This is a genomic window from Saccharospirillum sp. MSK14-1 (assembly GCF_003054965.1).
Lineage (GTDB): Bacteria > Pseudomonadota > Gammaproteobacteria > Pseudomonadales > Natronospirillaceae > Saccharospirillum.
The window spans coordinates 1-25,304 of record NZ_MIES01000033.1 but is presented as its reverse complement, the minus strand read 5'-3'; the positions used below and the strand labels follow the sequence as shown (position 1 = coordinate 25,304).

General features: G+C 55.6%; 23 protein-coding genes. 6 read left to right on the top strand and 17 right to left on the bottom strand.

Annotated features, from left to right (window positions below; all coding sequences use genetic code 11):
- Positions 1-13: 13 nt before the first annotated feature.
- The 7 genes from BGP77_RS09075 to BGP77_RS09045 all read right to left on the bottom strand — a co-directional run bounded on the left by BGP77_RS09075 (position 14) and on the right by BGP77_RS09045 (position 8,560).
- Positions 14-1,579: a PAS domain-containing methyl-accepting chemotaxis protein gene (locus tag BGP77_RS09075; protein WP_108164435.1), complete on the bottom strand. Its 1,566-nt coding sequence runs from the start codon at positions 1,577-1,579 to the stop codon at positions 14-16.
- A 228-nt stretch (positions 1,580-1,807) separates the two neighbouring features.
- The gene (gene dkgB / locus BGP77_RS09070; RefSeq protein WP_108164434.1) at positions 1,808-2,617 is read right to left on the bottom strand and encodes a 2,5-didehydrogluconate reductase DkgB; all 810 of its coding nucleotides are present in this window, start codon (positions 2,615-2,617) and stop codon (positions 1,808-1,810) included.
- A 150-nt stretch (positions 2,618-2,767) separates the two neighbouring features.
- Positions 2,768-3,739 carry a substrate-binding domain-containing protein gene (locus BGP77_RS09065; RefSeq protein WP_108164433.1) on the bottom strand — a complete coding sequence of 324 codons (972 nt, stop codon included), beginning with the start codon at positions 3,737-3,739 and terminating at the stop codon, positions 2,768-2,770.
- 97 nt (positions 3,740-3,836) lie between these two features.
- The gene (locus BGP77_RS09060; RefSeq protein WP_108164432.1) at positions 3,837-4,823 is read right to left on the bottom strand and encodes an ABC transporter permease; all 987 of its coding nucleotides are present in this window, start codon (positions 4,821-4,823) and stop codon (positions 3,837-3,839) included.
- The gene (locus BGP77_RS09055; protein ID WP_108164431.1) at positions 4,820-6,331 is read right to left on the bottom strand and encodes a sugar ABC transporter ATP-binding protein; all 1,512 of its coding nucleotides are present in this window, start codon (positions 6,329-6,331) and stop codon (positions 4,820-4,822) included. Before BGP77_RS09055 ends, BGP77_RS09060 begins: the two co-directional genes overlap by 4 nt.
- Positions 6,328-7,467: a Gfo/Idh/MocA family protein gene (locus BGP77_RS09050; RefSeq protein WP_108164430.1), complete on the bottom strand. Its 1,140-nt coding sequence runs from the start codon at positions 7,465-7,467 to the stop codon at positions 6,328-6,330. The genes BGP77_RS09055 and BGP77_RS09050 overlap by 4 nt, the downstream gene beginning before the upstream one ends.
- 40 nt (positions 7,468-7,507) lie before the next feature.
- Positions 7,508-8,560, bottom strand: a complete 1,053-nt coding sequence (locus BGP77_RS09045; protein WP_108164429.1) for a sugar phosphate isomerase/epimerase — start codon at positions 8,558-8,560, stop codon at positions 7,508-7,510.
- Between the two features lie 314 nt (positions 8,561-8,874).
- On the opposite strand from BGP77_RS09045, the gene BGP77_RS09040 reads away from it, so the two are divergent.
- Positions 8,875-9,885, top strand: coding sequence for a LacI family DNA-binding transcriptional regulator (locus BGP77_RS09040; RefSeq protein ID WP_108164428.1), 1,011 nt, complete (start codon positions 8,875-8,877; stop codon positions 9,883-9,885).
- Between the two features lie 69 nt (positions 9,886-9,954).
- Positions 9,955-10,806: a transporter substrate-binding domain-containing protein gene (locus BGP77_RS09035; protein ID WP_108164427.1), complete on the top strand. Its 852-nt coding sequence runs from the start codon at positions 9,955-9,957 to the stop codon at positions 10,804-10,806.
- Positions 10,807-10,820: 14 nt separating this feature from the next.
- Here the strand turns inward: BGP77_RS09035 and BGP77_RS09030 are convergent, their stop codons facing one another.
- Positions 10,821-11,363 carry a DUF2058 domain-containing protein gene (locus BGP77_RS09030; RefSeq protein ID WP_108164426.1) on the bottom strand — a complete coding sequence of 181 codons (543 nt, stop codon included), beginning with the start codon at positions 11,361-11,363 and terminating at the stop codon, positions 10,821-10,823.
- 214 nt (positions 11,364-11,577) lie between these two features.
- Between BGP77_RS09030 and BGP77_RS09025 the strand changes: the two genes are divergently transcribed.
- Complete coding sequence (locus BGP77_RS09025; RefSeq protein ID WP_158269327.1) at positions 11,578-13,209, top strand: methyl-accepting chemotaxis protein; 1,632 nt, start codon at positions 11,578-11,580, stop codon at positions 13,207-13,209.
- A gap of 37 nt (positions 13,210-13,246) precedes the next feature.
- Here BGP77_RS09025 and BGP77_RS09020 read toward each other — a convergent pair whose 3' ends face one another.
- The 9 genes from BGP77_RS09020 to BGP77_RS08980 all read right to left on the bottom strand — a co-directional run bounded on the left by BGP77_RS09020 (position 13,247) and on the right by BGP77_RS08980 (position 21,355).
- Complete coding sequence (locus BGP77_RS09020; RefSeq protein WP_108164424.1) at positions 13,247-13,723, bottom strand: cytochrome c; 477 nt, start codon at positions 13,721-13,723, stop codon at positions 13,247-13,249.
- A gap of 67 nt (positions 13,724-13,790) precedes the next feature.
- Positions 13,791-14,105, bottom strand: coding sequence for a hypothetical protein (locus BGP77_RS09015; RefSeq protein ID WP_108164423.1), 315 nt, complete (start codon positions 14,103-14,105; stop codon positions 13,791-13,793).
- 65 nt (positions 14,106-14,170) lie between these two features.
- On the bottom strand, positions 14,171-15,586 hold the full coding sequence (locus tag BGP77_RS09010) for an FGGY-family carbohydrate kinase (protein ID WP_108164422.1): 1,416 nt from the start codon (positions 15,584-15,586) through the stop codon (positions 14,171-14,173).
- Positions 15,583-15,897, bottom strand: coding sequence for an L-rhamnose mutarotase (gene rhaM / locus BGP77_RS09005; protein ID WP_108164421.1), 315 nt, complete (start codon positions 15,895-15,897; stop codon positions 15,583-15,585). Before rhaM ends, BGP77_RS09010 begins: the two co-directional genes overlap by 4 nt.
- Positions 15,894-16,889 carry an ABC transporter permease gene (locus tag BGP77_RS09000; RefSeq protein ID WP_233252332.1) on the bottom strand — a complete coding sequence of 332 codons (996 nt, stop codon included), beginning with the start codon at positions 16,887-16,889 and terminating at the stop codon, positions 15,894-15,896. The genes rhaM and BGP77_RS09000 overlap by 4 nt, the downstream gene beginning before the upstream one ends.
- Positions 16,890-16,903: 14 nt before the next feature.
- Positions 16,904-17,911, bottom strand: a complete 1,008-nt coding sequence (locus tag BGP77_RS08995) for an ABC transporter permease (RefSeq protein ID WP_108164419.1) — start codon at positions 17,909-17,911, stop codon at positions 16,904-16,906.
- On the bottom strand, positions 17,908-19,413 hold the full coding sequence (locus BGP77_RS08990; protein WP_108164418.1) for a sugar ABC transporter ATP-binding protein: 1,506 nt from the start codon (positions 19,411-19,413) through the stop codon (positions 17,908-17,910). The genes BGP77_RS08995 and BGP77_RS08990 overlap by 4 nt, the downstream gene beginning before the upstream one ends.
- A 92-nt stretch (positions 19,414-19,505) precedes the next feature.
- The gene (rhaS, locus tag BGP77_RS08985; protein ID WP_108164417.1) at positions 19,506-20,501 is read right to left on the bottom strand and encodes a rhamnose ABC transporter substrate-binding protein; all 996 of its coding nucleotides are present in this window, start codon (positions 20,499-20,501) and stop codon (positions 19,506-19,508) included.
- A 56-nt stretch (positions 20,502-20,557) separates the two neighbouring features.
- Positions 20,558-21,355, bottom strand: coding sequence for a DeoR/GlpR family DNA-binding transcription regulator (locus BGP77_RS08980; RefSeq protein ID WP_108164416.1), 798 nt, complete (start codon positions 21,353-21,355; stop codon positions 20,558-20,560).
- 244 nt (positions 21,356-21,599) lie between these two features.
- Here BGP77_RS08980 and BGP77_RS08975 point away from each other — a divergent pair, with 244 nt between their 5' ends.
- From BGP77_RS08975 to BGP77_RS08965, 3 genes are all read left to right on the top strand, one after another.
- Positions 21,600-23,699 carry a bifunctional rhamnulose-1-phosphate aldolase/short-chain dehydrogenase gene (locus BGP77_RS08975; protein WP_108164415.1) on the top strand — a complete coding sequence of 700 codons (2,100 nt, stop codon included), beginning with the start codon at positions 21,600-21,602 and terminating at the stop codon, positions 23,697-23,699.
- A 42-nt stretch (positions 23,700-23,741) separates the two neighbouring features.
- Positions 23,742-25,037: an L-rhamnose catabolism isomerase gene (rhaI, locus tag BGP77_RS08970; RefSeq protein WP_108164414.1), complete on the top strand. Its 1,296-nt coding sequence runs from the start codon at positions 23,742-23,744 to the stop codon at positions 25,035-25,037.
- Between the two features lie 67 nt (positions 25,038-25,104).
- The coding region (locus tag BGP77_RS08965; protein ID WP_199224242.1) for an alpha-hydroxy-acid oxidizing protein at positions 25,105-25,304 on the top strand (200 nt) is incomplete at its 3' end.

Here is a 25,304-nt window from a genome sequence, read left to right as displayed (position 1 = left end):
TGCGTGTTCAAGCTCAGATGGAAAAACGCTCGACCAATTCATGCAAACGATCGGACAGTTCGCGCATCCGCCCGGCGCCCTGATTGGAATGCTGGCCTTTTTCCTGAGTATCACCAGCCAACTCGGTCACCCGCGACAGCTGCTCATTAATGTGTTCGGCCACCTGTGACTGCTCTTCAATCGATGCCGCCATCTGGTGAGTCATGCTGTTGATCTCGGTGACCGTAGCCGAAATTCGTTCCAATGCATCGGCCGCGTTTTCGATGCGCTTCACCGCCTCGTCCGACACCTGCCGACCTTCTTCTGACACCTGTTCTGCGCGCGAGGTCCGTTCGCTGAGTTGCGTCATGATGTCGCGAATGTCTTCAGTGGTCTGAGCCGTACGCGACGCCAGTGCGCGTACCTCATCGGCGACCACCGAAAAGCCGCGCCCGTGTTCACCCGCGCGCGCAGCTTCAATTGCCGCATTCAACGCCAGCAAATTGGTTTGTTCGGTGATGTTCTGAATTAAGACCGTTGCGTTGGTAATGGCTTCGGTCTGCGACACCACTTCTTTAATGGTTCCGTCCAGCGTCTCCATGGTTTTTGCCAACGTGCGAATGCCATCGCGCGACAGCTGCACTTCACGCGCACCCTCTTCGGCAATTTGTCGCGAACCATCGGCCTGATTGGCGGTGTCCTGAACGTTACCAGAAACCTCATGTATGTTGGTGCTCATCTGGTTCATCGCCGCGGCGATGTTGCTGGTCTCGGCCTGCAAACTGTCGATGGACACCGTGGACGATTCTGACAAACGCAACGCCTCTTCCGCCTGGCTGCGCACTTCTTTTGCCGAATCATCAATGCGGGTGAGCACGGTGCGCAACCGCGCCATCATGGCGGTAATGGCGACCTCCAGCTGACTGAGTGAACCCAGCGAATCGGAGTAGGTCAGCGCCACCGTTGCGTCCTGGAAATTGTCTTCCATCCGGTTTAGAACCCGACGCACCAAACGACTGCTGCGCAGCCGGCTATCGACCTGCAAAGCAACCATGGCGGCAATCGCGACAAAGACCGTGGTCTGTTCTCCAGCGAATACCCACGACAACAAAACCGCCGCCAGAGAAACCGCACCGACCCCATACTGAATGGCCATAAAACGAGCACGGCGCGCCAGAGAAACCGGTTTTTTACCCTGACGAATCCGCTTGTACAGCGCCGCAGCGCGTTTCACATCGTCTTCTTGAGGTTTGGTTCGAACCGACTCATAGCCGACGATTTTATCGCCTTCACGAATCGGCGTGACGTAGGCGTTGACCCAATAATGATCGCCGTTTTTACGCCGGTTTTTAACCACGCCCATCCATGGCTCACCGGCTTTCAGGTAAGACCACATATTGGCGTAGATCGCCGGGGGCATATCGGGGTGACGAACGATGTTATGGGGTTGGCCGATTAACTCTTCGCGCTTAAATCCACTGACTTCGACAAACGCCGAGTTACAATGTTCGATGTTGCCAGAGGTGTCCGTTGAAGAAATCAGCCGCTGTTCTTCAGGGAATTCATAGCGCTCTTGGGTTATGGGTTGGTTATCGCGCACTGGCGTCTCCTACTGTTCTTCTTTAACCGCTCACGGCCAATACCGGCTATGTGGTATTTACGAAGTACAGCGACACCTCTTCGTAGCCTAAAACCTAGCCGGTTGTTGTTGTTTTTCAAGCGAATGGCACGCTGAAAACCCGGTATCGGCTGAAGCGAAACATTTTGAACAGTGTTATGTATGAACGGAGTGTTCTATTGCGTGGCATCCTTGCCAAAGGAGCAACACTCAATCCCATTTAGGCGCGAAATCCGGGTCGGCAAAACGCTGGTGACGATCCAGCTGAGCAATGCGCTGCATGTCTTCGTCATTTAATTCCACCGTCATGGCATCCAGGTTCGCCTGCAAATGTTGCGCTTTGCTTGAAGCCGGAATGGGCACAACGTTGCGCTGACGCAACCAGGCCAGGGCGATCTGGGCGGGTGTTAATTGATGCTCATCAGCAATCGCCATCAAGGTAGGATCTTCCAGTACGCGACCAACCGCCAATGGCATATAACCGGTCACGGTAATGCCTCGCTGCTGACAGTGTTCAACCACCGCATGGTTTTGCAAAAACGGATGCACTTCAATCTGGTTGGTCAGCAATTCGCCCTCACCCAAGACGTCAATGGCCTCGTCAATCTGAGCGATGGTGAAATTGGACACACCAATGTGACGCGCCTTACCGGTATCTCGAACTTCCTTCAAAGCGTTGAGTGATTCGGACATCGGTACGCTTTGGTTCGGTGACGGCCAGTGGATTAATAACAGATCGACATGGTCAGTACCCAGGCGCTGCAAACTGCCGTCGATACTCGCCTGTAATGACTCGGGGGCCAGGTCGGTGTGCCAGACTTTCGTGGTTAAAAACACCTTGTCCCGACCACTATCACTGCGTGCAATGGCTTCACCCACCGCGGTTTCGTTGTCGTACATAACCGCCGTATCAATATGACGAAAGCCCAAATCCAGAGCTGTCAAAACAGCGTCGCGAGCGTGCTCACCCTTGAGTCGAAATGTGCCCATGCCGGGCATGGGTAAGGTTGAGTAAGACATCCTGTGCTCCTCGGTTTATGAATCGATATCACCAGGTTACGAGATGGGGTTGGATGACGTCAGCACAACCAGCGATCGCGGCTCAATAAACAGGCCAAAAAAAGCCCCGAACGAGTCGGGGCTTGTGCACGAAACGTCAGACTTCAGAACTCAGTAGGCCGCGTCAGGCTCGTAGAATTCATCGGCATTATCGACGGTGATCAGGTCAGCCGCCAGAATCAGTCGTGATGGCACACCGTGATACATCTCACCCAGATGCTCGCCCATCAGACCGTGCAGTGCAACGGCCATACCCGAGGCAATCATGTTCGGCGGATAGGTCACGGTACCGGAGACGATGTAGTCGCCTTCACGAATCATACCGATGACGTCTTTAGAACCACCGCCGCCAACCAGCACACGAATGTCATCGCGGCCCGCTTCACGAATGGCCTGATACACACCTTTCAAAGCGTCGTCATCACCCGCCCAAACCCCGTCGATGTTCGGGTAACGCGCGAGCATGTCTTCCATCACATTCAAGGACGTTTGTGGGTTCCATTCGCCGGACTGCGAATCGAGGATTTCCATATCCGGATGACGCGCCAGTTCATCACGGAAGGCATTCACACGCTGAGCGTTGATCGGAATGGACGGGCCTTCGATGATGACGATCTGACCTTCTTCACCCAATGCTTCGGCCATGTATTTTGCCGCTTCTTCGCCCATGCCCGGGTTGTCACCGGCCAGGAACACGTCCTGTGTCGGCTCTTCCAGTTCACGGTCAACTACGACGGTGTAAATACCTTCGTGATAGGCCTCAGCAATTACTTGCTGCAGCGTCGCCGGGTTGGTTGGCAAAATAACCAGCGCATCGATCTGACGCACCATCAAATCTTCAACATCGCCCACCTGGGCAGTACCCGAGTTCGCCGCCAGAACGGTAAACTCTACGTTGCTGTATTTCTCACTCAGTTCGTCCGCGGCTTTGTTCGCCCACCACAACAGACCGGCGGTCCAGCCGTGGTCAGCGGAAGGCACACTGACACCGATGTGAAAATCGTCTTCGCCGAGCGCGAGGAACGGCACGGTAGAAAAAGCGGCTAACACCGCCAGCTGCTTGAGCCATTTTTGTAGTTTCATGGTTGTTTCCTGTCGTTCGCTTGTTGTTGTTATTCGCCTCGTTTGCACGAAGCGCCGGTCCGACGTCGAAAGTATTTCGACGCCGTATTGCTGAAAATTATTGACTGCGTTTGTATTGCATCAGCACAGCGATCAGGATGACCGCGCCTTTCACCAAACCCTGCAAATACGGTGAGACACCCAACAAATTGAGCATGTTGTTGATGATGCCGAGAATGAGCGCACCAATAACCGTGCCCCAGATGCTGCCGCGACCGCCGGCCAGACTGGTGCCACCAATAACGACGGCGGCAATGGCGTCCAGTTCATAGAGCACACCGGCATCGGACGGGCTGATGGAATTGAGTCGTGAGCTGAGCATGATGGCCGCAAGCCCCACACAGACACCGGCAATGATAAAGCTCAGTAACACCACCGTTCTGACGCGAATGCCGGAGTAGCGCGCGACCTGTTCGTTCGAACCCACCGCACACAGATGACGTCCATAAGGGGTGTGGAACAACAACACGTGGCCAACCAGCGCCAGCGCAAAAAACGCCCAGACCGGAATCGGAATACCGAGCCAATAGCCACCACCGATATCCGGGAAGATGTCGTTGTTCGAAACCACTTCACCGGCATCGGTTAAGTACAGTGCCAGAGAGCGATAAATCGACATCGTTGCCAGCGTCGCGATAAAGGCAGCAATGCGGCCGCGGGTAACCAATAAACCATTGACCAGACCGAAGAGTGCACCCACCACTAAGGCGGCACTCATGCCAACCATTACGGCCAACACCGGATCGCCCACGGCGTTTAATACGAACAACAAAAGCACACCGACCAGAGCAACCATAGAGCCAACGGACAGGTCGATACCGCCGCCGATAATCACAAAGGTCACGCCAATGGCGATGATGCCGGTGTAAGACACCTGGCGCAGAATGTTGGTCAGGTTACGGGTATTGAGAAAGTATTCGCTGGCCAGCGACGACGCGATCAACAAAACAATCAACGCCAGCAGAGGCGCAACAATGGTCATGTCCAACGGCAGTCGTCGAACGGCATTAACCAGACGTTGGCTGAAGGTTTGAGTGGCAGTCATGAATGTACTCCGGCAGGTGTACGCTCGCGGGCACCGGCGGCGTACAGCATGATGTCTTCTTCGTTAATTTGTGCATCGGAAAGTTCAGCCGCAATGCGACCTTCACGTACCACCAGTACGCGATCACACAGGCCGATGATTTCTTCGAGTTCAGATGAGATCACCAAGACGGCGCGACCTTCGTCAGCCAGTTGGCGAATCAGCCGATAAATTTCCCGCTTGGTCCCCACATCGATTCCGCGTGTGGGTTCATCCAGCATCAAAATACTCGGTTCAATATCGAGCAATTTGGCGAGATAAACTTTCTGTTGATTGCCACCGCTTAACTGACCCACGGGCGACTTCAAACTGGCGGCACGAATGTTAAAGGCCTGCTGATAATGTTCGGCACGTTCGCGCTCACGGCGATGTGAAATCAACCCTGTCACATAACGCTGTAAACTGAGCAGAGTCATGTTTTCGATCAGATTGAAATTCATCACCAGACCACGGCCTTGTCGATCTTCCGACAAATACGCCAGGCCTTGCTGATGCGCATCGCTCGGTGAGCGGATGTCGCACGCTTTGCCATTCATGTGAATTGCACCCGCCGACCGCTGACGCAACCCCATAATGGCTTCGGCAATTTCCGTACGGCCAGAACCGACCAAACCCGACAAGCCGAGAATTTCACCGCGGCGCAAATCAAAACTGACGTCGTCGATTTGTCCAGCCACGCTGAGCCCCGCTACGCTTAACGCCACCTCTGTTTGAGGCTGGCCTTTGTCGGGATAGACTTGCGACAACTCACGGCCCACCATCTTGCGCGCCATGGCTTCTTCATCGAGATTGGCGGTGTCGCACAATTCCACCGGAGAACCGTCACGCAGGATCAGCAAACGCTGACAGAGGTTTTTAACCTCTTTGAGTTTGTGCGAAATGAACAGCACCGCAACACCGCGTTTTTGCAACGCGCGGACAACCTTAAACAGCACCTCAACTTCGCGGTCGGTCAGTACGGTGGTCGGTTCATCGAGAATCACCACGCGAGCATCGTTGACCAATACCCGGGCGACTTCGACCATTTGTTTTTCAGCCACACTTAAAGCAGCGATGGGCGCACGCGGGTCCAGATCGCAATCGAGCGACGCCAACACCCGCGCCGTTTCTTCACGCATCTGTTTATGGTTCAACCAACCTTTGCGGCGTAATTCCTGACCGAGGTAGACGTTCTCATAAACGCTCAGCGTCGGCACCAGATTGAATTCCTGCGGAATCATGGCGATGCCCAGCTGGCGGGCACGGATCGGATCGAGCCGATCGTAGCGTCGACCGTCGATTTCAATTTGACCGACGCTCGGCTGATACACACCACTGATCAATTTAAGCAGCGTGCTTTTGCCCGCCCCGTTTTCACCAAGAATGCCAAGCACTTCACCCGGGTGAATATCGAGGTTGATATCGCGCAATACCGTGACCGGACCAAAACGTTTGCCCAGACCGTGCAGTCGAATCGGCGCGTCTGTCATGACTCACCCCCGACGGCTGTCCAGGCGCCATCGGCCTGACTCGATTGCAAGGTCGCAGTGATAAATCGCAAACCTTCGACGCCGGTTTGCACATCCGGCAACCAGCCGCCATCAGACTGACCGGGAACCCCCTCAGCCAGTGCCTGATACACATTGGCAAAGCCTTCCAGATACCCTTCCGGGTGACCCGGTGGAATGCGGATACCACGCGCCGGCTCCGCACCGATCCAATCGGCACGACGGGTTATGAGTTGTTGCGGTTGATTAAGCGGTGCGAACCAGAGTTCGTTAGGGTTTTCCTGAGCCCAGGCGAGCGATGCTTTTTCGCCAATCACCCGAATGCGTAGCGCATTTTCAAAGCCCGGCGAGGTCTGGCTGGCCCACAACATTCCCTTAGCACCGCCTTCAAATCGCAACAGTGCATGGACGTTATCGTCGAGTACCCGGCCTTCAACCATGGCCGATAAATCGGCGCTGACAGACGCCAGTTTTAATCCGGAAATAAAACTGGCCAGCTGAAAAGCGTGAGTGCCAATATCACCCAAAGCCCCGGCCGACCCGGCACGTTTTGGATCGAGACGCCAGGCCGCTTGTTTGTTATCGGCATCAGGCACCTCACTGAGCCAATCCTGAACGTACTCCACCTGAACGCTGCGAATACGCCCCAGCTCGCCGTTGCGTACCCGTTCCCGTGCGTGCTGCACCAGCGGATAGCCGCAATAGTTATGCATCAACACCAGGCGTGAATTTGCGTTGCGTAAGCGCTGTTGCAAATCTTCAGCTTCCGCCAGTGTCACCGTCATCGGTTTTTCGCACACCACATCCAAACCGGCCTCGATGCAGGCGAGCGCAATGGCGTAATGGGAATGGTTTGGTGTGGTAATGGCAATGACCCGAGCGCCATCATCGCGCTCGGCTTCGGCCTTAATCAGGCTTTGGTAATCGTGGTAACAGCGCTCGTCCGCCAGCTGCAATTGCGCGGCAGTTTTGCGATTGGATTCGGCGTTGGTACTGAAAACACCGGCCACCAATTCATAGCGGTCATCAAGCCGGGTAGCGAACCGGTGCACAGCACCGATCATCGACCCCGGCCCGCCGCCAATCATGGCCAGGCGCAGGCGTGGTGAAATGGACATCTGGTTATCCCCTTAATTGTCGTTGTTTGGGGTTATTCGTTTACAGGCCGAGCAATTTTCGGTTGGTGGCCTCATCGGTTCCGGCGGCGGCGAAATCATCGAACGCCTTATCGGTTACCTGAATAATATGATCGGTCACAAAGCGCGCACCTTCGGCAGCACCCTGTTCGGGATGTTTGAGCGCACATTCCCATTCAATAACCGCCCAGCCGGCAAAATCGTACTGCGCCAGTCGCGAGAAAATGCCTTTGAAATCGACCTGGCCATCACCGAGCGACCGGAACCGGCCGGCGCGCTCTACCCAACCTTCGTAGCCACCATAAACGCCTTGCAAAGCGGTCGGATTAAATTCGGCGTCTTTAACGTGAAACATTTTCACGCGGTCTTTGAAATGATCGAGGAATGCCAGGTAGTCGAGTTGCTGCAACACAAAGTGAGACGGATCGAACAGAATGCAGCAGCGCGGATGATGATCGACCGCCGCCAAAAAGCGCTCGAAGGTCGCGCCGTCGTGCAGGTCTTCACCGGGATGAATTTCGTAGCACAGATCCACACCGGCCTCGTCGAACGCATCGAGAATCGGTTTCCAACGCTGCGCCAGCTCTGCAAAACCGGTTTCCACCAAGCCCGCTGGCCGTTGCGGCCACGGGTACAAAAACGGCCACAACAAGGCACCGGAAAAAGTAGCGTGCGCTTTCAGTCCGAGGTTTTTGCTGGCTTTGGCCGCCAACAGCAATTGTTCAACCGCCCAAGCCTGACGCTCGGCGGGTTTACCGCGCAAATGCTCCGGTGCAAAGCCGTCAAACAGCTCGTCGTAAACCGGATGGACGGCCACCAGCTGACCTTGCAGATGGGTCGAAAGCTCCGTGATTACCAGACCATGCTTGGCCAGGCGCGCCTGAACATCATGGCAATAATCCAGATCGGTGGCGGCGCGCTCCAGATCAAAAAACCGATCGTCACCGGTGGGCATCTGTACGCCTTTAAAGCCCAGGCTGGCGGCCCATTCGGCAATGCTGTCGAGGCTGTTAAAGGGCGCTTCGTCACTGATGTATTGAGCAAGAAAGAGGGCTGGACCCTGGATGGTCTTCATCGTACTTCGCCTTCATTTTTGTTTTTATGTAATGGATTACATTACAGCAAAGGCACAGCAGAGCGTCAATGCTCAATAAGAATTTTTAGAAAACCCTCTGAAATATCAGTGATATAGCAATGCCCATGATTGCCAACACCGCATCGATCGTATTTTTTACGATGGCCTGGTGCTTCCAAATTTGAAAAATGTAACGGTTTACATTAAGTTGCAGAAGGTCATCGTCCGCCTCGCTGTTGGTATAAAGCGCGCCGGATCATTCGATTCATGTCATCGTGGTATCATTTGCGCGATCCAATTTGCAGACCCAGTCCATGCCAACCATCAAAGACGTTGCCCTCGCTGCCGGCTGTTCCACCGCCACCGTCTCAAGAGCACTGGCCGCTCCGGAAAAAGTCACCGAAGCCACTCGTCAGCGTGTGGCGGCAGCCATCGCTCAGGTCGGTTATTCACCCAATGTGGCGGCGCGTAATCTGCGGCGAAGCGAATCCAAAACCATCGTGGTATTACTTCCGGATATCGCCAATCCATTTTTTTCGGAAATCATCGCCGGACTGGAGGAAGTTGCCCACCGGGCGGGTTATCAGGTGCTGCTGGGCGATTGTGAGAATGACGCCAGTCGCGCGCGCGGCTATTTCGATCTGCTGCCCACCAACCAGGCCGACGGCATCATTTTAATGACCACCGAAGTGCCCCGTTCATTAGTGCAGGATCGCCAGGCCAGCAACAATTTTCCACTGGTGATGGCGTGCGAATATTTTGATGGGCTGGCACTGCCGACGGTCTGCATCGATAACCGTCTGGCCGCTGAAAAAGCCGTTGAATATCTGCTGTCACTGGGCCATCAACGCATCGCTACCATTACCGGGCCACGCAACAATCCCATCTGTCGCGACCGCATCCTGGGTTACACGTCAGAACTGGAACGCGCCGGTTACCCAGCACCCGCCGACTGGATCGCCGAAGGCGACTTCAGTTTTCTGGCCGGTTATCAACAAGGCCGTGCCCTGCTCGACCGCCCAGAAGCCACTCGCCCGACAGCGGTGTTCTGCCACAGCGACGAGATGGCCATCGGCCTGTTAAAAGCCGCCCGCGACCTGAACGTACAGGTACCCACCGAGCTGTCGGTGATTGGCTTCGATAACATCGGTTTCAGCGAATACTGCGAACCGGAGCTGACCACCATCAGCCAGCCTCGCGACGACATCGGCCGCAGCGCCATGCGCTTGCTGTTGGATATTCTGGCGAAAAAGCAGGTGCCACTGCAGCAAACACTGACCACTCAACTGATCGTGCGAGACAGCACCGCCCGCTGCGCTCAATAGGCTGCAAGCCTCGCCTTACGGGCAATTGGTGTTAAACTTAATGACCAATTGCCGTAATCGAGATACCTGATGAAGGTGCTGTTCCGAACGGGATGCTGGCTATGCCTCTTACTGTCACCCCTGACCAAAGCAGAATCCGACCAGGCCATCATTTGGGCAGCAACTGACCTGCCCGGCGTATACCGATTGAACACAGACGCCACTCCGGCTCAGCTCGAGGGCTTTATCGGCGACTTACAGAATTACTTATTCGCCCACCTGGCCGACACCTTCCAGTTAGAACCCGTTGCCATGTTGATTCCGCGCATCGAGCGGGAACTGCGCGCACGCGATAATGTCTGCACCGGCATCTTGTTGCGCACGGCCGAGCGCGAGCAATACCTGCACTTTTCCTTACCTTATATGGTGATACCTACACCACAAATTGTGATGAGTTCCACGGGGTGGGCAAAGCTGGGGCAACCAGAGCGGCACAGCCTGGAAGATCTGGTTAATAACCCGGCGCTGGTGGGGTTAAGGGTCAACCACCGCGCTTATGGGCGCTTGATTGATCAGTACCTGGACAGCGCCACCGGCCCGATCATAAACGTCACCGGCTCCGCCAACGCCATGCGCATGCTCGCCGGCGGGAGAGCCGATTACCTGATTGAATACCCGATGGTGATTTCCGAATTACTGGGCGAGCAGGCCGACACCTTGCGCTTTGTCACCATCACACACAGTCCGCCCTTTATGAACCTGGCCATCAGCTGCTCACAAAGCGAACAGGGTGCTGCGTTTATTGCCGCGGTGAATGCGCAACTGCCTACCTTAGTGCGGGATCCCGTCTACAAAGCTCTGAATCTGGACGCGGCGCCCAGGCAACTGCAGGCCGACCTTGATGACATCTATCTGCAACAGGTGATTTCAGTGCAACGCTGATCACCCGGCATCGATCACCACATCAGGTCATCAGGAATCGGGAAGTCCTTATAGGGGTCATCTTCATCGGGCTCGACGGCCTTAGTATCGGCGATAAAAATGACCGCATCGGCAAAGCGTTCAGCCACTTTGTCGGCTACATTGCGCGGCACCACATAAAAGCGCTCGTCATCGGCGCAGATGGCCAAACGGCCTTTGGCTAACTGAGCCTGAGCGGTTTCATCCACATACAATTGTTTGATTTTATTGACCCGTGGGTCGGTAAAGCTGAAACGCACCTCGCCGCTGGCGGAAACTTCACTCTGACGCAGCATTTGCCAAGCCTGAGCACGCAAGGCTTTCGCCTGCTCAGCGTGTTGACGCTGTCGATTCAATTCACGATCACGCTCGGCTTTTTCGGCACGTTCTTTTGCCAGACGCTGCTGAGTCTCATCAGGCTCGGCCTTGCCTTTTTGCTGCTGGCGCGAGGTCTTGCGCTTTTGTTGTTCCGCCTGCTTGGCCTTTTTCTTATCGACCAGCCCTGCGTTAAGCAACTGATCAGCGAGCGATTTTGCCATGATAACTGTCCTAAGTTCGGGAACCGATATTCTAACTTTGGAAACCGGATAAGGCGAAGAACGCCGCCCAGGCGTCAAAACAACCACTTATTTACGCCCTTAATATAACAAATTTCTACAGTCGTTCGATGGCGCTTTACCCATAACAAACTACGCTTGGTGACAGGCGCGCCTTCTTGTTTGGTGCCCATCTTTCACTGTGGAGATTCACCTCGTGGACCGGATATTACGGGCAGTTCCTATCGGAACCCGACTGGCCATTGTGCTCAGTCTGATCATTGTTCTTATGGCCATTCTGGGGGCAACCAGCCTAATCCGGTTGCAGGCCATTGATCATGATTTAGTGGTCATTGATGAGCATCGCATCCCCAGCTTGCATGCGGCCAACGAACTGAACAGTCAGTTTCTGACCATGCGCGTCAACACCGCTAATTTGCTGTCCGCTGAAACGGCAGCCGATCGGCAACGGTTTAACGAAGCCTACAACCGTGCACAGGAACAATTGCTCAGCGCCGAGTCGCATTATTTAGAGGGCATACAAAGCCCGGAAGCACTCGCCGGTTTCGAAGCGACCCGGACGGAATTGCAACGCTACCAGCAACTCAGTGAGCAATTGCGCGCGCTGGTTGCCGAGGGAAATATTGCGGCTGCAACGCTCTTGTCTCGGACTCAGGTAGCCCCTGAGGCACAGAAGGTTTCCGAGAACATCGCGCAACTGGTGACCTATCAGGAAGACCAGATCCATCTGGCCGCCGAGCATGCGCATGCCACTTATCGCAGCACCCGACTGGGTATCATCGAGATCATGGCGCTGGCAACCGGCCTGGCCATCATCATCGCCTGGCTGCTGACCCGGTCGATCACCACGCCCATCCGCTCAGCGGTTCAGGTGGCCCGCAATATCGCCGACCGGAACTTAACCGGCGACATCCAGGTCAGTGGTCGCGATGAAGCCACTGAACTGCTGAATGCCCTGAGTGACATGCAAACCGGGCTGCGCGCGACCTTAAGCGAGATCGGCGAATCTTCCGACCAATTAGCAGCCGCGGCGGAGCAGCTGGCGCAGGTCACCAACGACACCAATGCGGGCTTACAGCGGCAAACCGAAGAACTGGAACTGGCCGCCTCGGCGGTCACCGAAATGAGCACGGCCATCGATGAAGTGGCCGGTAACGTCAGCAACAATTCTCAGGCTTCCAAAGAAGCCGAATCACAAAGCCAATTTGGCCTGGAACAGGTGCGCAGTACCTTAAACGCCATTGAAAAACTGTCCGCGAGTATCGAGCAAAACGCCAGCAACTCGGAACAACTGGCCAACCGGGTTAACGATGTCGCCAGTATGCTCGAAGTGATTCAAGGCATCGCAGAACAAACCAATTTACTGGCCTTGAACGCCGCCATTGAAGCAGCACGGGCGGGTGACCAAGGTCGCGGCTTTGCCGTGGTCGCCGATGAGGTGCGTGCGCTGGCACAACGGACGGCCCATTCGACCACCGAAATTGAGGCCATTATCACCGCTGTTAATGATGGCAGTCAGACCGTTAAATCGTCGCTGTCGGTGAGCCAGGAGAACGCCAAAAAAACGCTGGATGTTGGCGCTGCGGCCGGCGATGCACTGGAGCGCATTGCGCAACTGGTGGGCACGATTTCTGAGCGCGCCCTTGCCTCCGCCAGTGCAGTTGAGCAACAAGCCACGGTCGCCCGTGAGGTCGATCGCAATCTGACCAACATCAAAGATCTGTCGGCCCAGGCGGCGGTCAGTGCCGAAGAAACCCAGGCATCCAGTACCGCTCTGGCACAGCTGGCGACTGGCTTAAACGATATGGTGGCGCGTTTTAAGGTGTAACGGAAGTGGCTGCCATTAACGGCAGCCACTGCCCTGATCATCGGTTTTGTTGTTCGCGCTCCAACCAGATCTGATAAGTCTGCTCCGGCCAGTACGACTGAAACCCAGCGATCACCTGCCGGATGTCTTCCGCGTCTAACCGCCCTCGCCAAGCCGGCATGGTACCGCCCATCAGCGCGCCGCCATCAAGAATCACCCGCTGTAACACCTCATAAGGATGATGCCAGGCATGCGCACTGCCATTAAGCGGTGGCGGCGGGTACTGACCGTTGGCATTGGGGGTGCGCCAATCGAGCGTGCCGACCGCATTGCGGCCATGGCAGACCGCGCAATGTGCCGCGAAGAGTTGTCGTCCCGCCTGCGCTTCTTGCTGCGTGTACCAGCGGCCGGTTTCCGGCTGAGCGGTTAGTTCCGGCGGTTGAGCCGCGTCGATACGGGCACTTTCCGGCTCTGCGTTACAGGCGGCTAATAACGTCATCCCAAGCAGGACGACCCAGTTTGAAATAGATCTCATGGTGCACTCCGTCATAAAACCCCGGCACACCGCCGGAGTTATTCATCGTTTTCAGATAAACCGTAAGTTAGACGGAGAGAGAAGGCGGGCGTTCAAGCCGACGGTGAAAGCCGGTATCGGACGCCAAAACCCGAGGTTGATCGACAACCTGAGGCATGGGCGCCAGCCCGAGTTGAGTGGTCAATGACAGTGCTGGTGTGGCTGCCAGACACCCCGCCAGGCAATCGAGATTCACGCCATCCGGACAATGGCGTGTCATGTCCACATTGGGGCAAGGCGCTTCGCTGGCGGCCTGAGGTGTCATCGGGTGGTTAGCCGCGGGCACGACCAGACTGAGCACAAATATGCTCAGCAACACCCCCTGGCACAAACGGCGCAACATAAGCCGAAATCCACTGTTTGACACGACCGCGTTATAGTAACGAAGCAGACACTTCAGCACCACGATCAGGCTGCGGCGGAACGCTCTTCAACCCAGCGCTGCCAATCCTGGGCATAGGCCAGAATGGACGCACGCAACGACGACGGCGATTCGGTTCGTACCGGTGCACTGAACGGCCAATGGTTCACATCCTGACCGAGCATCCCCGTGCCCTGGGTGGTGCCCGTGCTGTCGGTGCTGCCAAACACAGCCTGATCACGCTCAGCGCACAGGCAGGCTAACACCGCCATGTAGACGTCGTTCGCAGCAAAGGCACCTTCAATCACGACATCGCCAGGGTTGTTCAACAAGCGCAAACAATGGTCGGTCATCAGCGCGCAGTACACCGACGCCAGTGTGGTTTTACCGGCGCCGCTAAGACGCTCAACCGGCCCCATCAACCGACCACGCAACTGACGGAAAGGACCGCCCTGGTCGCTGAAGGAAGGCAACGCAAATACCCCGGCATCGATCAACGCAGGCAACTCCTCCAGATGCGCCTGACCATCGCCCCGCAGCGTTTCCCATTCACGACCGCCCATAAAGCGAATGGTCGGGACCGCCGCGCCATAGGCGCTGACGTTGATCAGCATATCCTGCTGCTCATCGAGATTTTCCAGGGGTGCGCCTAAACCGCAGATCACCGTCCAGGTGCCACTGGACACCACTGAAAACGGCTCGGAACGCGTCAGCAAATGGGGCACCAAGGACGCGTTACTGTCGTGGATGCCGTTCAGAACCAGACATTCGGCGGGCAAACCCAGCGCGTCGGCAAGTTCCGCTTTAACCGGCCCTAAAGGCGCGCCGGTAGCGACAACGTCCGGTAACAGCGAACGCCAACCCAGTTTATCGACCAGCGATGAATAATCCCCCGCCGCCGGATTCCACAAATCGGTATGGCAACCCAAAGACGTTACTTCACCGGCTTTAATACCGGTTAACCGCCAACCCCAATATTGCGGATACAGCAGAATGTCGGTCACCCGAGCGAATTCATCCGGTTGCGTTTGCGCCAACCAATACAGCTGCCGCCCCAGGTTCAGGCCTGAGGTCAGACCCGGGCTGCCCGTTTCAGAAAATGGCGGGCGGAGCGCATCGTAGCGCTCACCAACGGCGGCATAGAGATCGCTTTCGTAGTCGGCAATGGGTAACACCAGTTCGTCACCCGCTAAGCAGGCGGCCGTGGCACCGTGGGTTGTCATACCAATCGACAACACGTAATAATCGCGCGCCAATTCAGCCAGCGCTTGCTGAAACCACTGCCAGATGCCTTCGGTATCAACGTGCGGATAAGGCCCCTCCATCAACACCGCATTCGGTCGGCGTTTTTCCACCAACACATCGCCACCGTGATGACCGGCACGCACCGCACAGACTTTGACATTGGTCTTACCGATATCCAGAACCGCCAACACCGGCTCACGCGTTTCCAATTGACTCATGGCAGGTAAAACACCTCGGTCAATGGCGTGGCTTTGGGCTCCGGCGAGTCATGGTTGGTTTCCATAATATCGGCCATATAGGTCCACCAGCGCTGCATGATCGGATGGCTTTTCAACGTCGCTTCATCGATGCCGTCATCGGTTTCAAAACAGGCAAACAGTTGCAGCGTTTGCGGATGCAAAAAGATGTGATAGTTGCGAATACCACAGTCTTTCAGGTGCGCTTCCAGTTCCGGCCAGAGTGCATCATGGCGTTTGCGATACTCTTCTTCGTAACCGGGATACAACTGCATCACAGAGGCATGAATCATGACTGTCGCTCCCGCATCGCGCGCCAGCGTCCCAGCAATACAGGAATGCTGATAACACTGATCAGCATGGCACCGATGATGATGCTCATCACGATACCTGGCACGTTCAACAGGCCCAGACCAAAGGTCACCAGGCCCATCAAGAAGACCGCAATCACCACGCCGAGAATACTGCCCGCTCCACCGAGAATACTGACGCCACCGAGCACCACCATGGTGACAATATTCAGTTCCCAGGCGAAGGCAATGGACGGCCGCGTGCTGCCCAGGCGCGACGTCAGCAATACCGACGCCAAGCCCGATAAAGCACCCACCAACACAAACAGAATCAACTTGTGTTTGTTCACCTTAATGCCGGAATAAAGCGCCGCTGTCGGGTTATTGCCGATGGCATAGGTGCGCCGACCAAAGTTGGTGTGGTGCAGCAAAACATAAAACACCAGCGCCAGCCCCAGGAACAACACAAACTCGAAAGAGAACACCCAATACACATACCCCTGTCCGAAATAAGCAAACTCAGACGGGTAATCGGTAAAGGCACCATCGCCGAGAATCACATAGGTAATACCGCGATACAGACTCATGGTACCGATGGTGACCACGATGGATGGAATGCCAAAACCGGTCACCACCAGGCCATTAAACAAACCGCAGGCAACGCCCACGGCGATGGCGATGGCCACCAATGAACCGGTACCCATGCCCGCCTCAGCGGCCAAGCCCATCGACACAGACGCCAACGCAATGATCGACGCGACTGACAAATCAATTTCACGACAGATAATCAGCATCGCCATCGGCAAAGCGATGATCGCTTTCTCGGTAAAATTGAATGTCGCATCCGATAAATTCCACGGATCGAGAAAGTAAGGCGAAGCAAAGCTGTTAAACAAAAACACCAGTGCCGCGACCAGCAACAAAAACGTTTCCCAGCGCAATAAATAATGACGCCAGTTACCGGACAAACGATTGGGAACAGCAGATTGAGTCATGGTATTTTCCATAGTCAGGCGGCCTCGACTTTTTGAGCACCGCGAGCAGTCACCGCACTGCGCAGAATGATGCGGCCTTCGCGACGTTCAGCACTGGAGTTGGCAATGACCGCGATGATGATGACGGCACCGGAGATGGCCATTTGCCAAAACGGCGACACACCAATCACGGGCAAGGCATTGTTGATCACACCCAGAAAGAGCGCGCCCAAGGCACAGCCGATCACCGTGCCGATGCCCCCCATAATGCTGATGCCACCAATCACACAGGCGGCAACCACCTGCAGCTCAAAACCGTTGGCGACATCGACATAGGCAACCGCGAAACGCGACACCCACAAATAGCCGCACAAGCCTGCCAAAGTGCCCGACACCACAAAGGCTTTGAATTGCACCTTGCCAACGTTCACACCGGTATAAAAAGCAGCAGTCGGATCACCACCGGCGGTAAAGAAGTCGCGTCCGCTGCGCCAATGACGCGAGGCAAAAAACAGCAGCGCTACAATGGCGATGGCGATCCAGCTCATCATCGGCAAGCCCAATACCACCTGACGCGGCAGATCGATAAAGGACTCACTCATCTGGTGAGCGTTAACCCAGGCACCGTCGGACAGCAAAAATACACTGCCGCGATAAATGCTCATCGTTCCCAGCGTCACCACAATGGCAGGCACGCCGACAATCCACACAAAAAAGCCATTAATAGCGCCAAGCACCGCGCCCATGACCAAAGCAAACAACATCAGCAACGGAATCGGCACACCCGGAAACGCGGCGTTAATCATGCCGACCGCCATACCCGTCAACGCCACATTGGCCGCGACCGATAAATCGATGCAGCGCGTTAAAATAACCAGCATCTGACCCATGGCCAGAATCATCAGAATGGAGGTATCGTTAAAGGTCCCGACCAAGCTGGTAAACGACAGAAAATCCGGCGTGATAAACCCGACGGCTAACACCAGAACGACAATCACCAACGCCAAAAAGCGTTCACGGTTTTTCAAGATGGCAGACATCATGCGGCCAGCCCTCCGGTTGCTGCGGCAACGACGGCTTCGGCCGTGGCGTCTTCGCGACTGAATTCACGCACCATCAAACCTTCGTGCATCACCATGATGCGATCGGCCATGCCCAGTACTTCCGGCAATTCCGAACTGACCATAATCACGGCCAGACCGTCTTCAACCAGCTCGGACATAAAACGATGCACCGCCGCCTTAGAGCCGATGTCGATGCCTTTGGTGGGTTCGTCGAGAATGATCACCTTGGGCTGCGTCGCCAGCCATTTACCAATGACCACTTTCTGTTGGTTACCACCGGACAAGTTGGCGACTTTCTGATCCCAACTGGAGGTTTTTACTTTTAAGCGTTCACCATAAGCCCGCGCCAGTTCGTATTCGCGCTGCTCGTTTAACACACCTTTGGGGTTCAACTTGCTTAACTGCGGCAATGAGATGTTTTGAAAAATTGGCAGGTCGAGAATGGCGCCCTGTTGCTGACGTTCTTCCGGCACATAAACCAAGCCATCGGCAATGGCGTCAGCCGGGGAGCGAATTTGAGTGGTCTTGCCATCGATACGCACGTCGCCCGTGGCCGCTTTCGACAAACCATAAAGCGCCTGCATGATTTCGGTACGACCGGAGCCGACCAGTCCATAAAAGCCCAGGATCTCTCCGGCGCGTACTTCAAAATTAATATCGGCGAATTCGGTGGGATGATTTAGGTTGCTGACCGTCATGACCGGCTCACCGATGCTGACCGTCTGTTTGGGGAAGGTTTCGCTGACGCTGCGCGCCACCATCATTTCCACCAACTCCGCTTCATTCACGTTGCTGATTAAACCTTCACCGACAAAATTGCCATCGCGATAGACGACATAACGATCGGCGATGGTGAAAATTTCATCGAATTTATGACTGATAAACAGAATCGCTTTGCCGGATTTTTTCAGCCGTTCAACGATGCCGTATAACTCTTCAATTTCATGATGCGACAGCGCGGCCGTCGGTTCATCGAGAATCACCACCTGCGCATCAACCGACAGGGCGCGGGCTATGGCGACCATGTGTTTCTGACCAATGCTCAAACCTTTGAGTTGCGCTTTCGGGTCCAGCGGCGCATCAATGTCGGCGAGGATCTCGCGGCTGCGCTGATGCATGGCCGGCCAGTCGAGTCGACGCAAAGGTCCGCGGGTTAAATAATTACCGGCAAAAATATTTTCCGTCACCGACAGTTCGCCGAAGAGCACGGTTTCCTGATGGATGGCAGTGATACCCAATTGCAGCGCCACTTCCGGGTCGCTGATATCAACCGGCTCGCCTTTCCAATACAGCTCTCCGCCGTCCGGTTGGTAGATACCGGTCAGGGTTTTAACCAGAGTGGATTTTCCGGCGCCATTTTCACCGACCAACGCGGTGACTTCGCCTGGGTATAGGTCGAGCTTGACGTTGTCGAGCGCTTTGACGCCAGGAAATACTTTGCTGACATCGCGCAGCGACAAGACTGCAGAGTTCGTTATCATAGTCGTTATCTTTATTGTTGAACCGACTGTATTCGGGTGCCTATTTTGGGCACCCGTTGTGCTTTGCGTGTGTAAAAATTGCCGATTAAGGCTTAGAAAATGTCCGCGAAATCGGCGACGTTGGAGGCGTCGTAAACGAACGGATCGGACATGGCAGCGTTGCCGTCATCATCCAGTTCAGCCAGGCCCATACGACCCATTTCAACGTAATCTTCACTGACATCACCCTGCACCAGATTGTAGGCAATCATGGTGGCGGCGTAGCCCAGGTCGATCGGGTTCCAGATGGCGAAGTTATGGATGGCGCCGCTTTCAACGTGGCCAGCCAGTTCCGACGGCAGACCCAAACCGGTGACGTACACTTCACCAATGCGGTCTTCATCGCTCACCGCTTGTGCCGCAGCCAGAATACCCACCGTGGTCGGCGCCACGATGACGTCCAGATTCGGATGGTTACGCATCAAAGCAACCGCTTCGCGATAGCTTTTGTCCGCCAGGTCGTCGCCGTAAACGGTGTCAACGAGTTCCAGTTGAGAAAATTCCGGCAACGCGTTTTCCATTTCCTCAATCCAGATGTTCTGGTTGGTCGAGGTCGGTGTGGCACTGAGAATCGCCATTTGACCGGCGTTAACACCTTTGGCTTCCAAGGCATCGGCGGCCAGTTTCACATTCATCCGACCAATCAATTCGTTACTGGAAGGATTGAGGTGAACGGTACGGCCTTCCGGGGCAACGCCGGAATCCCAGGAGATCACTTCAATGCCACGCTGCTGAGCACGCTTGAGAATCGGCACCAGAGCATCCTGATCGTTAGCGGAGACAGCAATGGCGTCAACGCGCTGAGCGATCAATGAACTGATCACTTCGATCTGGCCTTCGGCGGTGGTGGTGGTTGGACCGGTGTAAATGATTTCGACATTGCCGAGTTCTTCGGCGGCTTCCTGAGCGCCTTCATTGGCCGCTTCAAAGAAACCAATCCCCAGCGCTTTAACCACCAGGGCAATGCGAACATCATCTTCTGCGTGAGCGGGTGAAATCAGGGCAATAGACAAGACCGCAGCGGCGGCTGCGAAAAGTTTCTTACACATCTTGTTCTCCAATTATTGTTGTTTTACCCCGCCGCCTTTTTATTGGAACTGGGCGATCAGTCGGGGTCGGCCGTATCGGCATTTTTATTAACGATTGTCAGCTGGCAACCAGCGTCTTCAATCATCTTGCGACTTTTGGGGTCGATGCCGTCATCAGTGATGACGATATCCACGCGTGACAGCGGACAGACAATCAGATTGCTGCGATTCTCAAACTTACTGGAGTCGACCAACAAAACGCGCTTGTCGGCCTGGTCCATCAATTTCATCACCGCCTGCACAATCTGGGGATCTGCTTCCATCACCCCTTGAGGACCGACGCCCTGAGCACCGATAAACAGCATCGAAGCGTAGAAGCGACTCGATACATCATTCGGAAACGGACTCAGAATGATGTTCTGCTCGCGGTAAACACTACCGCCGGGCAACGTCACCACACACTTGCTGCGTTTCACCAACTGCTCGGCCATCACGAACGAATTGGTCAGCACCTGCAATTTGCGCGAACGCATGAACTCCGCCATGAAGTTGGTGGTCGTGCCACCACTGATGGTGACCGACGTTCCGTCTTCAAGCAGGTCCACCGCCGCTCGGGCAATGGCACGCTTAGCCTTAGCGTTAATCATCTGATTAACCGAATAAGGCCGGCCGACCAAGGCCGTATTGGCAGGCGGATGCAATGCCTCCGCACCACCACGGACTTTTTTCAGCTTTCCTTGCCGGTGCAGTTCATTGATGTCCCGCCTGACGGTGGCTTCGGAAGCGCCCAACAAATCCACCAGGTAACCCAGGGTGGCAATGGGTTTTTCTTCAACTTCCGCCAGAATGATCCGGTGGCGCTCAACTTCGTGCATCGGCTGTCCTCACTCGTCACTATATTTCACAATCGCTCACAAGCAAGCCCTTTTTGAAGTTTTTTGATTGGTATTGACAGGTTGAGGGCTCGGATTAATACTTTCTGTCAAATTCGATCAGCTGTATGCGCAGTCTGAGCTATTTTAACCAAAGATGACAGCCTGAATGGCCCTGAAAGCCGCATCACAAGCGGCTGTGCCCTTACAGAAGAAAAGCTGTCCCAATAACAACAGAGGTGCCTCGATGCCCACGCAGCCTGCCAATCAGATTCCCAATAACTGGGATGATGCCAAGGCCAAAACACTGTCAGAAGCCGAATGTTTGCAATATCGCTCAAATTTGCTCGGCGCTGACATGCGCGTTACCAACTACGGCGGTGGCAACACCTCCGCCAAGATCGTTCAACCCGACCCGCTGACCGGCGAAGACGTCCGTGTACTCTGGGTGAAAGGTTCCGGTGGTGACATCGGCAGCATGGGTCTGGACGGTTTCTCCACGCTGTATCTGGACAAGCTGGAAACACTCAAGCAGTTCTATAAAGGTGAAGCGCACGAAGATGAAATGGTCGGCTATCTGCCGCACTGCACCTTTAACCTGAACAGCCGCGCCGCCAGTATCGACACCCCACTGCACGCCTACCTGCCGCATGCGCACGTCGACCATCTGCACCCCGATGCGGTCATCGCCATCGCCGCCTCAAAAAACAGCCGCGAGCTGACTGAAGTGATTTACGGTCAGGACATCGGCTGGCTGCCGTGGCGCCGCCCGGGTTTTCAGCTGGGTCTGGAACTGGAAAAAATCGCCCGCGAACAGCCCCACCTGAAAGGCGTTTTACTGGAAGCCCACGGCCTGTTCACCTGGGGCGAAAGCGCCAAAGAGTGCTACGAAACGTCACTGGAAATGATCAACAAAGCGCAGGCCTGGCTGGATGAAAAACTGGCCGGTAAAGCGGCGTTTTCCGGCGCGCGTTTTGACAGCCTGGACGAAGCCAAACGTCGTGATGTCGCTGCCAAACTGATGCCGGTGATTCGCGGTAAAACCAGCGCCAAGCAACGTCAGATCGGTCACTTCAACGACGCCCCCGAGGTGTTGGAATTCGTCAACTCCAACGACCTGGAAGCGCTGGCGGAACTGGGCACCTCCTGTCCGGACCACTTCCTGCGCACCAAGATCAAACCGTTGGTGGTCAACTTCGACCCGACCAAAGACGACCTCGATGCCGTTATCGCCGGTCTCGACGATCAACTGGCCGACTACAACCGCGACTACGCCGCCTACTACGAGCGCTGCAAGCGCGACAACAGCCCGGCCATGCGCGATTCCAACCCGGTGGTCTATCTGGTTCCGGGTGTCGGCATGCTGACCTTTGCTAAAGACAAAGCCACCGCACGCATCGCTGGCGAATTTTACATCAACGCCATCAACGTGATGCGCGGCGCCGCCGGTGTTAGCGAATACATGGGTCTGCCCGAGCAGGAAGCCTTCGACATCGAATACTGGCTGCTCGAAGAAGCCAAACTGCAACGCATGCCCAAGCCGAAAGCTTTGGCCGGCCGCATTGCGGTGGTGACGGGCGGTGCTGGCGGTATTGGTCAGGCCACTGCGGCTCGATTAATGAACGAAGGTGCCTGCACAGTGCTGCTCGACATTGATGCCGAAGGTCTGGAAAACGCGAAAGAGGAACTGGCCAAACAATTCGGCAAAGACAATGTCTCGGTCTGCCGCATGGACGTCACCGATGAAAGCCAGGTTGAAGCGGCGCTCGCCCACGCCTGTGTGGCTTTCGGTGGTGCCGATATACTGGTATCCAACGCAGGCATTGCCTCTTCAGCACCGCTGGATGAAACCAGCCTGGATCTGTGGAATCGCAATCAGGCGATTCTGTCGACCGGTTACTTCCTGGTCACGCGCGAAACGTTCAAAGTGCTCAAGCAGCAGAACATGGGTGGCAACATCGTCTTTGTCGCCAGCAAGAACGGCCTGGTCGCATCGGCCAACGCCGCTGCTTATTGCACCGCCAAAGCCGCTGAAATTCAGCTGGCGCGCAGCGTTGCCCTGGAAGGCGCGCCGCTGGGTATTCGCGCCAACGTGGTCAACCCGGATGCGGTGCTGCGTGGTTCGAAAATCTGGACCGGCAAGTGGAAGGAAGAACGCGCCAGCGCTTACGATCTGAGCACCGATGAACTGGAAGATCACTATCGCCAGCGCAGCCTGCTCAAGCTGAACGTGCTGCCCGAAGACATCGCCGAGGCGATTTACTTCTTCGTCAGCGATGCCTCGGCCAAATCGACCGGTAACATTTTGAATGTCGATGCCGGACACGCGCCGTCCTTCACGCGCTAAACCCTTGCTATAAAAGCCACAACAAAATCACAGGTAAGCAGCATGACAACAACAATGATCTCCGCTGACCGCATTCAGACCGACAACGACCAACGTTCGGCCGACCTCAACAGCGACTACCAGGCGCTGGGCGAAAAACTCGCCCGGCGTGGCGTGCAAATCGACGCCGTTACTAAGCAAGCCCAGCAACTGGAAGTGGCTCTGCCCTCCTGGGGTGTAGGCACCGGCGGCACGCGTTTCGCGCGTTTTCCGGGCCTGGGTGAGCCGCGCAACATCTTCGAAAAACTCGACGACTGCGCCGTCATCCAGCAACTCGGTACGCTGACGCCGCGCGTTTCGCTGCACATTCCGTGGGACAAACCCACCGATGCCAGCGAACTGCGCGACTACGCCATTGAGCGTGGCCTGGGCTTCGATGCGATGAACTCCAATACCTTTCAGGATCAGGCCGATCAGCAGCATTCGTACAAGTACGGCAGCCTGACCCACAGCGATGACGCCACCCGCCAGCAGGCGATTGAGCACAACATCGAAGTGATTGAACTGGGTAAACAGCTTGGCTCGAAAGCGCTGACGGTCTGGATCGGCGATGGCTCCAACTTCCCCGGCCAACAACATTTTTCCGACAGCTTTGCGCGGTATCTCGACAGCGCTAAAAAAATCTACAGCGCATTGCCGGATGATTGGAACATGCTGATCGAACACAAGATGTTCGAGCCGGCGTTCTATTCCACCGTCATTCAAGACTGGGGTTCAAACTACCTGGCCGCCAAAGAAACCGGCGAGCGTTGCCTGTGCCTGGTCGACCTCGGTCACCACGCACCGAACGTCAACATCGAAATGATCGTCGCCCGCCTGGCGCAGTTCGGCAAACTCGGCGGCTTCCATTTCAACGACAGCAAATACGGCGATGACGATCTGGATTCTGGCTCTATCGATCCGTATCAGCTGTTCCTGGTGTTCAATGAGCTGGTCGACATTCAGCGCAAGGATAAAACTTTCGCGCCGTTCTATATGCTCGACCAGTCGCACAACGTGACCGACCCGATTGAAAGCCTGATCTACAGCGCCGGTGAAGTGCAGCGTGCGTTTGTGAAAGCCGCCCTGGTCGATCGTGAAGCCCTGGCCGAATATCAACGCACCAACGATGCGCTGATGGCCCAGGCAACACTAAAGGCGGCCTTTAACCTGGACGTCGAGCCGATTCTGCAGCAGGCGCGTAAAAACGCCGGCGGCGCCATCGACCCGATTGCCAGCTACCGCGCCAGTGGTTATCGCCAGACGTGTGCTGAGCAGCGTCCGGTGGATACCAGCCGTTCAGGCTCTGGCATCGTTTAAGCTCGTCCGACTTTTCGTCGCAATTCTTGGCCGCCTGCGGGCGGTCTTTTTTTGGGAGAGAATAATAATGAAGCCCTGCACCATTGAAGATTACCAACAACTCGCCCGCCGCCGCGTGCCGCGCATGTTTTACGACTACGCCGATTCCGGTTCCTGGACCGAATCGACCTACCGCGCCAATGAGACCGACTTTAACCAACTGAAGTTCCGTCAGCGCGTCGCTGCCGACATGACCAACCGCTCCACCGAAACCACGATGATCAGCCA

Excerpts from the sequence above, each read along its gene's own strand:
- dkgB (WP_108164434.1), bottom strand. The coding sequence starts at position 2,617 with ATGTCTTACTCAACCTTACCCATGCCCGGCATGGGCACATTTCGACTC.
- BGP77_RS09065 (WP_108164433.1), bottom strand. The coding sequence starts at position 3,739 with ATGAAACTACAAAAATGGCTCAAGCAGCTGGCGGTGTTAGCCGCTTTT.
- BGP77_RS09060 (WP_108164432.1), bottom strand. The coding sequence starts at position 4,823 with ATGACTGCCACTCAAACCTTCAGCCAACGTCTGGTTAATGCCGTTCGA.
- BGP77_RS09055 (WP_108164431.1), bottom strand. The coding sequence starts at position 6,331 with ATGACAGACGCGCCGATTCGACTGCACGGTCTGGGCAAACGTTTTGGT.
- BGP77_RS09050 (WP_108164430.1), bottom strand. The coding sequence starts at position 7,467 with ATGTCCATTTCACCACGCCTGCGCCTGGCCATGATTGGCGGCGGGCCG.
- BGP77_RS09045 (WP_108164429.1), bottom strand. The coding sequence starts at position 8,560 with ATGAAGACCATCCAGGGTCCAGCCCTCTTTCTTGCTCAATACATCAGT.
- BGP77_RS09040 (WP_108164428.1), top strand. The coding sequence starts at position 8,875 with ATGCCAACCATCAAAGACGTTGCCCTCGCTGCCGGCTGTTCCACCGCC.
- BGP77_RS09035 (WP_108164427.1), top strand. The coding sequence starts at position 9,955 with ATGAAGGTGCTGTTCCGAACGGGATGCTGGCTATGCCTCTTACTGTCA.
- BGP77_RS09030 (WP_108164426.1), bottom strand. The coding sequence starts at position 11,363 with ATGGCAAAATCGCTCGCTGATCAGTTGCTTAACGCAGGGCTGGTCGAT.
- BGP77_RS09020 (WP_108164424.1), bottom strand. The coding sequence starts at position 13,723 with ATGAGATCTATTTCAAACTGGGTCGTCCTGCTTGGGATGACGTTATTA.
- BGP77_RS09015 (WP_108164423.1), bottom strand. The coding sequence starts at position 14,105 with ATGTTGCGCCGTTTGTGCCAGGGGGTGTTGCTGAGCATATTTGTGCTC.
- BGP77_RS09010 (WP_108164422.1), bottom strand. The coding sequence starts at position 15,586 with ATGAGTCAATTGGAAACGCGTGAGCCGGTGTTGGCGGTTCTGGATATC.
- rhaM (WP_108164421.1), bottom strand. The coding sequence starts at position 15,897 with ATGATTCATGCCTCTGTGATGCAGTTGTATCCCGGTTACGAAGAAGAG.
- BGP77_RS09000 (WP_233252332.1), bottom strand. The coding sequence starts at position 16,889 with ATGACTCAATCTGCTGTTCCCAATCGTTTGTCCGGTAACTGGCGTCAT.
- BGP77_RS08995 (WP_108164419.1), bottom strand. The coding sequence starts at position 17,911 with ATGATGTCTGCCATCTTGAAAAACCGTGAACGCTTTTTGGCGTTGGTG.
- BGP77_RS08990 (WP_108164418.1), bottom strand. The coding sequence starts at position 19,413 with ATGATAACGAACTCTGCAGTCTTGTCGCTGCGCGATGTCAGCAAAGTA.
- rhaS (WP_108164417.1), bottom strand. The coding sequence starts at position 20,501 with ATGTGTAAGAAACTTTTCGCAGCCGCCGCTGCGGTCTTGTCTATTGCC.
- BGP77_RS08980 (WP_108164416.1), bottom strand. The coding sequence starts at position 21,355 with ATGCACGAAGTTGAGCGCCACCGGATCATTCTGGCGGAAGTTGAAGAA.
- BGP77_RS08975 (WP_108164415.1), top strand. The coding sequence starts at position 21,600 with ATGCCCACGCAGCCTGCCAATCAGATTCCCAATAACTGGGATGATGCC.
- rhaI (WP_108164414.1), top strand. The coding sequence starts at position 23,742 with ATGACAACAACAATGATCTCCGCTGACCGCATTCAGACCGACAACGAC.